Raw genomic sequence first — 6,512 nt, forward strand, 5'->3', positions numbered from 1 at the left:
CACGTCGTCGACGGCCCGGCCGGGGCCGCGACCCTGACCGCGGGGTTCCTCGACACCGGGATCCCGATCGCCGGGCCCGGCGCACCCCTGGTCTCGGAGTTCGGGCTGATGGAGCTCATCGCCACCCTGGAACGCTCTCCCGACGGCGGCCGGGCCTACGTGGGTCGGGTGATCGAGTGCGCCTGGCGACTCCCCGGCATCTACGCCGCCGTCCTCGACGGCCGGTGCTCCACGTACCGGGCCGAGCAGGTCGCCGACCTCACCCGCCCCCTCTCACGGCACGCCGCGGCCCACGTCGACGGTCGGCTGCGCGGGTTCGTCGGGACCTGCACCTTCGCCCAGATCCAACGCCTGGTCACCGAGGCGATCAGCCTGCACGACCCCGACCTGGCCGAGGCCCGCCGCGCCGACGCGGCCGACGGACGCCGGTTCGACGTCGACCTCGACCAGCTGCACGCGGTCGACGCCCACGGTCTGGTCCATGTCGACGGCCTCCTCGACGCCGCCGACGGCGCCGACCTCGACACCGCCATCCGACGCCGTGCCGTCCTTCTCGGCAAGCTCGGCCACCACGGGACCCTGGACGTGCGCCGCGCGGTCGCGGTCGGCGAGCTGGCCCGCAACGACCTGACCCTCGATCTGGAAGTGGTTGATGAAGAGACCGGTGAGGTCACCGTCGCCGCAGCCGGCCGGCGCGCGGTCCTCCACATCCACCTCGCCGACACGGCGATCACCCACACCAGCACGGATGCCGCTGCCGGCGGTGCGCCGGTGGGCCGGTGGGAGGACCGCCAGACCCCGATCAGCGTCGAACAGATCCGCGAATGGCTGCAGACCCCCGGCACCAGCATCACCGTGAAGCCGGTGATCGACCTGGCCGACCACGTCCCGGTCGACTCCTACGAGATCCCCGACCGGCTCAGAGAACGCGTCCGACTCCGCGACCACACCTGCCGCTACCCCTGGTGCCCACGCCAGGCAACCCGCTGCGACCTCGACCACGCCCGACCCCACACCCGCGGCGGCGTGACCTGCCCGTGCAACCTGGTCCCCCTGTGTCGACGCCACCACCGCGCCAAGACCCACTCCGCCTGGCGCTACGCCGTGATCGACCCCGGCACCTACCTATGGACCAGCCCCCACCACCGCCACTACCTCGTCGACCAGCACGGCACCCACGCCCTCGACCCACCCGACCACTAGCCACCACGCCCCACACCCCGCCCACCAGCGGGGCCACCGGCACGTCCGGAACTCCGACCACGGCCCCTGCGTGCCTCGGCCTAGGGCTATGGACAAGCCCCGCCGGACCCTCCTAGCGTGCGCTGGATGGAGATCTCCCGGATCCGAGCCATGGGGCTGGTGCGGCTGGCGGTCGGGGCAAGCCTGATCGCCGCTCCTCGACTGCTCACACGCACCAACGACCCGTCGTTCGCGCTCCTGGTTCGAACGGTGGGGATCCGCGACGTCGTTCTGGGGGCGGGCTCGGCGCTCTCAGCGAAGGACGGCGCCGCGTTGTGGGGCGCCGTGACGCTCGCCAGCGACACCCTCGACGTTGTCGCCGGGGCTGTCGCCACACCATCGGTCGGCGCGCGGGGAGGTCTCACGGCTGCGCTGGTTCCAGTCCCGTTCGTCGCGGCGGGCATCTGGGCATTGCGGCGGCATGCGCCGATCGCGGCGCTTTTTTTCGGAGAACGGTGAAGACCTCCCCGAACCGGAGGTCGATCGCCTTCATCGCAGCCGCTGCGCCCGTGGCAGCAGCAGTCGGTTGCGGTCGCCTGACAGCGGCAGGTCTGCGACGACTCGCGCCAGAACGGCGCCAGAGCGCGCTGTCACTGTCGCTGGTTCCGGTCGCACTCGTCTACCCACTCGCGCGCAGGGCGGCTCCGGACAGGGGAGCGATCCTCCGAGAGGTTGGCAGCGTGGCCGCCACGGGGCTCGTGGCCGCCCTCGCCCTTCGGAGTGGTCGCGCAGGTCAGGTCGCGGCGTCGGGCTGGCTCGCGCATGCAGTCTTCGACCTCACCCACGAGCCGGGCAGTGGGTCCCTGTTCCCTGCGTGGTACCCGGCGGTGTGTGCAGGGTTCGACGTCGGCGTCGCCTGGGATCTGCTCACCGAACGCTGACAACCCTCCCGACGAGAGCGCCGCGGGGGGCCTAGTCCTCCCAGGGTGCCGTGTCGTCCATCTTCCTGTAGTACTTCGCCAAGTGGCTCTTCACTCGGTCGATGTCGTCCTCGGGCAGGTCGACGCCGCCGCGCGAGCCCTGCATGACGGCGCCGGCCGCCATGACGCCGCGCGGCACCGCCGTCAGCTGGTCGCCGATGACGTCGGCGATCAGCAGCTTGTAGGCGGTGAAGTTGTCCTTCTTGTCGGCGTCGTACCAGACATGCGCGTCGCGGTACTTCTCGTTGGGCTCGTCCTGGGCGCCGGCCCAGCGTCGTACCCGCTTCTCGGCGGCGTCGCCGTCCCACTCGCGGTCACGGTCGGCCAGCGGCAGGTCCTGGAATGCAGTCACAGCCATGTCCGAGGCGGTACCCGATCGCGGCGAGCCAACCCCGCCGGACGCCTACTGCGCCGAGCGGACCCGGATGCCCGCGAGCGGCACGGTGACCGCACCCGAGGGATCGGTGAAGAAGTCGTTGCCCTTGTCGTCGACCACGATGAAGGCCGGGAAGTCCTCGACCTCGATCTTCCAGACCGCCTCCATGCCGAGCTCGGGGTACTCCAGCACCTCCTGGCTCCGGATGCAGTCCTGCGCGAGCCGCGCGGCGGGGCCGCCGATGGAGCCGAGGTAGAAGCCGCCGAACTCGTTGCACGCCTCGGTGACCTGCTTGCTGCGGTTGCCCTTCGCGAGCATCACCATCGACCCGCCGGCCGCCTGGAAGGACTTCACGTAGGAGTCCATCCGGCCGGCGGTGGTCGGGCCGAACGACCCGGACGCCATGCCCTCGGGCGTCTTGGCCGGCCCGGCGTAGTACACGGGGTGGTTCCTCATGTACTCCGGCATCGGCTCGCCGGCGTCCAGGCGCTCCTGGATCTTGGCGTGCGCGATGTCGCGGGCCACGACGAGCGGCCCCGTGAGGGAGAGCCGCGTCTTGACCGGCAGCTTGGTGAGGACCGCCAGGATCTCAGGCATCGGCCGGTTCAGGTCGATCTCGACGACCTCACCGCCGGCGATGTCCTCGGCGACGCCGGCTTCGGGCATGTACTGCGCCGGGTCGGTCTCGAGCTGCTCGAGGAAGACACCCTCGGCGGTGATCTTGCCGAGCGCCTGGCGGTCGGCCGAGCAGGAGACCGCGATCGCGACCGGGCACGACGCGCCGTGGCGGGGGAGCCGCACCACCCGCACGTCGTGACAGAAGTACTTGCCGCCGAACTGGGCGCCGATGCCGAACCCCTGGGTCAGCTTGAAGACCTCCTCCTCGAGCTCGAGGTCGCGGAAGCCGTGCGCGCTCATCGAGCCCTCGGTGGGGAGGTTGTCGAGGTAGTGGGCGGACGCGTACTTCGCGGTCTTCAGCGCGAACTCCGCCGACGTGCCACCGATGACCACGGCGAGGTGGTACGGCGGGCACGCGGCGGTGCCGAGGGAGCGGATCTTCTCGTCGAGGAACTCCAGCATCCGCTTCGGGTTCAGGACCGCCTTGGTCTCCTGGAAGAGGAACGACTTGTTGGCCGAGCCGCCGCCCTTGGCCATGAACAGGAACTTGTACTCGGGGGACCGGCCGTCCACGCCCGGCGTGGAGTAGAGCTCGATCTGAGCCGGCAGGTTCGTGCCGGTGTTCTTCTCCTCGTACGTCGTCAGCGGGGCGAGCTGGCTGTAGCGCAGGTTCAGCTTCGTGTAGGCGTCGTAGACGCCCTTGCTGATCCACTCGGCGTCGTCGGCCCCGGTGAGCACGCCCTCGGACTTCTTGCCCATCACGATCGCGGTTCCGGTGTCCTGGCACATCGGCAGCACGCCGCCCGCGGAGATGTTGACGTTCTTGAGCAGGTCGAGAGCGACGAACCGGTCGTTGCCCGACGCCTCGGGGTCGTCGATGATCCTGCGCAGCTGCTTGAGATGCGCGGGCCGCAGGTAGTGGCTGATGTCGTGCATCGCCTCCGCGGTCAGCCGCTGGATCGCCGCCGGGTCCACCTGCAGGAAGGTCCGCCCGCCCGGCCCCTCGACGACCTGGACTCCCTCGGTCGTGACCAGCCGGTAGGGAGTGTCGTCCCTGCCGGTCGGGAGGAGGTCGGAGTACCGGAACTCAGCTTCAGCCACGACTACCGAGAATATCCCGCGCGGCGGATCCGGGTCACCGCGGTCCACGTGACCGACCTGACGGCATAGCAGACGACCTGCTGCTGTTGCACCGGCGTGCACGTGTACGACGCCCTGGTGATCGGAGCCGGACAGGCCGGCCTGTCCGCGTCGTACCACCTGACCCGTCTCGGCATCGACCACGTGCTGCTCGACGCCAACCCCGGGCCGGGCGGCGCCTGGCAGCACCGCTGGGACTCGCTGAGCATGGACGACGTGCACGGCGTCGCCGACCTCCCGCAGGCCCCAGCACCGGGCCGCTCCCAGGACCGGGCGAACGTGGTCGTACCCGACTGGTTCGGCCGCTACGAGGCCGAGCGGGGCCTGCCGGTCGTGCGGCCGGTGCGGGTGGACCGGGTCACCAGCGACGGCGACCTGCTCGTGGTCCGTGCCGCGGACCGCTCCTGGCGCACCCGCACCCTCGTCAACGCCACAGGCACCTGGACGCAGCCGTTCGTGCCGTACTACCCGGGCGCGGAGACCTTCCTCGGCGAGCAGCTGCACACCGTCGACTACCCGGGACCCGCGCACTTCGACGGCAGGCGGGTCCTGGTCGTCGGCGGGGGCGCATCCGCGGTGCAGTTCATCGGTGAGCTCGCGCCGCGGACCGACGTCCTGTGGGTGACCCGGCGCGAGCCCCTGTGGCGCGACCACTTCGACGAGCAGGCCGGGCGGGACGCGATCAGCCTCGTCCAGCAGCGGGTGCGGGAGGGCCTGCCGCCGGCGAGCGTCGTCGGCGTCACCGGGCTTGCGCTGCGCCCGCAGGAGCAGGAGGCGGCCCGGCTCGGTGCCTACGACCGCAGGCGGCCGATGTTCGCCCGGATCGAGCCCGATGGTGTGCGTTGGGCCGACGGCGCCTTCGAGCGCGTCGACGTGATCCTCTGGGCGACCGGCTTCCGGCCGGCGGTCAGCCACCTCGCGCCGCTCCACCTGCGCAGCGAGCACGGTGGCATCGCCCTGCTCCCGGGCGGCACCGACGTGCAGACCTCGACCACCGCCGCGCTCGACCCGCGGGTGCAGCTCGTCGGCTACGGGCCCTCGGCCAGCACCATCGGCGGCAATCGGGCGGGCCGGGCCGCAGCGCTCGCCGTACGGCGTTACTTGGCCGGTCACGGCGATCGGCTATCCTCGGAGGCATCCAACCCACGGGAGTCCGCGGCAGCGGGCTGAGAGGGAGCTGTAGCCGCTCCGACCGTTGAACCTGATCCGGCTCATACCGGCGAAGGAAGCGAAGGAGCACTCCCGTGCACATTGTCGACCGGGTCGGTCCGACCGTTCCCCGCCTGACCTGCATCGTCTCGGAGCACGACGACCTCACCCTGCTGCCGCAACTGGCTGCCGCCGGCGTCGACGGCTTCCAGGTCCGCGCCAAGTCCTACGACGCCCGCCGACTGATCGAGCTGACCCGCACCGTGATCGCGGCGGTGCGACCGGCCGGCGCGATCGTCACGGTGAACGACCGGGTGGACGTCGCGGTCGCTGCGGAGGCCGACGGAGCGCACCTGGGGTCGGCCGACCTGCCCGTCGCGGTCGCGCGGAGGATCGGCTCCGGCCTGCTCCTCGGTGTGACGTGTCGGTCACGGGAGGCGGTCGAGTCGGCTGCCGTCGAGGGAGCGGACTACGCCGGTGTCGGCCCGGTCTTCGCCAGCAGCAGCAAGCACGGGCTTCCGGAGCCGCTCGGACCGTCGGGGCTGGCCTCGGCCACCGGCGTGCTGCCCGTGATCGCGATCGGCGGCGTCACGGCGAGCGAGGCCCCGGCTGTGATCGCGGCCGGTGCGTCCGGCGTCGCCGTGATCGGCGGACTGTGGCGACATCCCGATCCGGTGCAGGCAGCGAAGGAGCTCGTCGCAGCGCTCGGTGCCTGAGATGGGGATGCGGGTCACCGTGCTCGGCGCCGGCATTGTGGGCCTGACGGTCGCCGACGAGCTGCGACGGCGCGGCCACGCCGTGACCGTCGTCGATCCGTGCCCGGCGCAGGGTGCGTCGTACGCCGCCGCCGGGATGCTCAGCCCGGCAGCGGAGGTCTGGCACGGCGAGGAGGACGTGCTCCGGCTCGGCCTGGCCTCGCTCGCGCTGTGGCCGGACCTGGCCGCGCGCCTGGGCGTCGACCTGCGGGCGAACGGGACGCTCCTCGTCGGGTACGACGCCGGCGACGTCCAGCAGGTGGAGCGGCAGGTCGCCCTGGTGGCCCGCCACGGGCACGCCGCGGAGCTGCT

The 6,512-nt window shown here is 71.7% G+C and carries 8 protein-coding genes and 1 riboswitch; of the genes, 6 read left to right on the forward strand and 2 right to left on the reverse strand.

Going from position 1 to position 6,512, the window contains the following annotated elements; genetic code table 11:
* The 3 genes from E7Z54_RS19545 to E7Z54_RS19555 form a co-directional block, all read left to right on the forward strand.
* Positions 1–1,203, forward strand: a 1,203-nt coding sequence (locus E7Z54_RS19545; RefSeq protein WP_168798424.1) for an HNH endonuclease signature motif containing protein, incomplete at its 5' end; no start/stop codon positions are given.
* A gap of 126 nt (positions 1,204–1,329) precedes the next feature.
* Positions 1,330–1,701 carry a hypothetical protein gene (locus E7Z54_RS19550; protein WP_136436397.1) on the forward strand — a complete coding sequence of 124 codons (372 nt, stop codon included), beginning with the start codon at positions 1,330–1,332 and terminating at the stop codon, positions 1,699–1,701.
* A 221-nt stretch (positions 1,702–1,922) separates the two neighbouring features.
* A complete protein-coding gene (locus E7Z54_RS19555; protein WP_206056415.1) occupies positions 1,923–2,123 on the forward strand; it encodes a hypothetical protein in 201 nt (66 codons plus the stop codon).
* Positions 2,124–2,154: 31 nt separating this feature from the next.
* On the opposite strand, the gene E7Z54_RS19560 is transcribed toward E7Z54_RS19555, so the two are convergent.
* Positions 2,155–2,520 carry a hypothetical protein gene (locus tag E7Z54_RS19560; protein WP_136436398.1) on the reverse strand — a complete coding sequence of 122 codons (366 nt, stop codon included), beginning with the start codon at positions 2,518–2,520 and terminating at the stop codon, positions 2,155–2,157.
* Positions 2,521–2,565: 45 nt separating this feature from the next.
* The gene (locus E7Z54_RS19565; RefSeq protein ID WP_136436404.1) at positions 2,566–4,257 is read right to left on the reverse strand and encodes a fumarate hydratase; all 1,692 of its coding nucleotides are present in this window, start codon (positions 4,255–4,257) and stop codon (positions 2,566–2,568) included.
* Positions 4,258–4,353: 96 nt separating this feature from the next.
* On the opposite strand from E7Z54_RS19565, the gene E7Z54_RS19570 reads away from it, so the two are divergent.
* The 3 genes from E7Z54_RS19570 to E7Z54_RS19580 form a co-directional block, all read left to right on the forward strand.
* Positions 4,354–5,466: an NAD(P)-binding domain-containing protein gene (locus tag E7Z54_RS19570; RefSeq protein WP_168798425.1), complete on the forward strand. Its 1,113-nt coding sequence runs from the start codon at positions 4,354–4,356 to the stop codon at positions 5,464–5,466.
* Positions 5,432–5,541, forward strand: a riboswitch (TPP riboswitch). It overlaps the preceding gene by 35 nt.
* A complete protein-coding gene (locus E7Z54_RS19575) occupies positions 5,541–6,161 on the forward strand; it encodes a thiamine phosphate synthase (RefSeq protein ID WP_136436399.1) in 621 nt (206 codons plus the stop codon). (Overlaps the previous riboswitch by 1 nt.)
* 1 nt (position 6,162) lies before the next feature.
* The coding region (locus tag E7Z54_RS19580; RefSeq protein WP_206056416.1) for an FAD-dependent oxidoreductase at positions 6,163–6,512 on the forward strand (350 nt) is incomplete at its 3' end.

Source organism: Nocardioides sp. (assembly GCF_004803405.1).
Lineage (GTDB): Bacteria > Actinomycetota > Actinomycetes > Propionibacteriales > Nocardioidaceae > Nocardioides > Nocardioides vastitatis.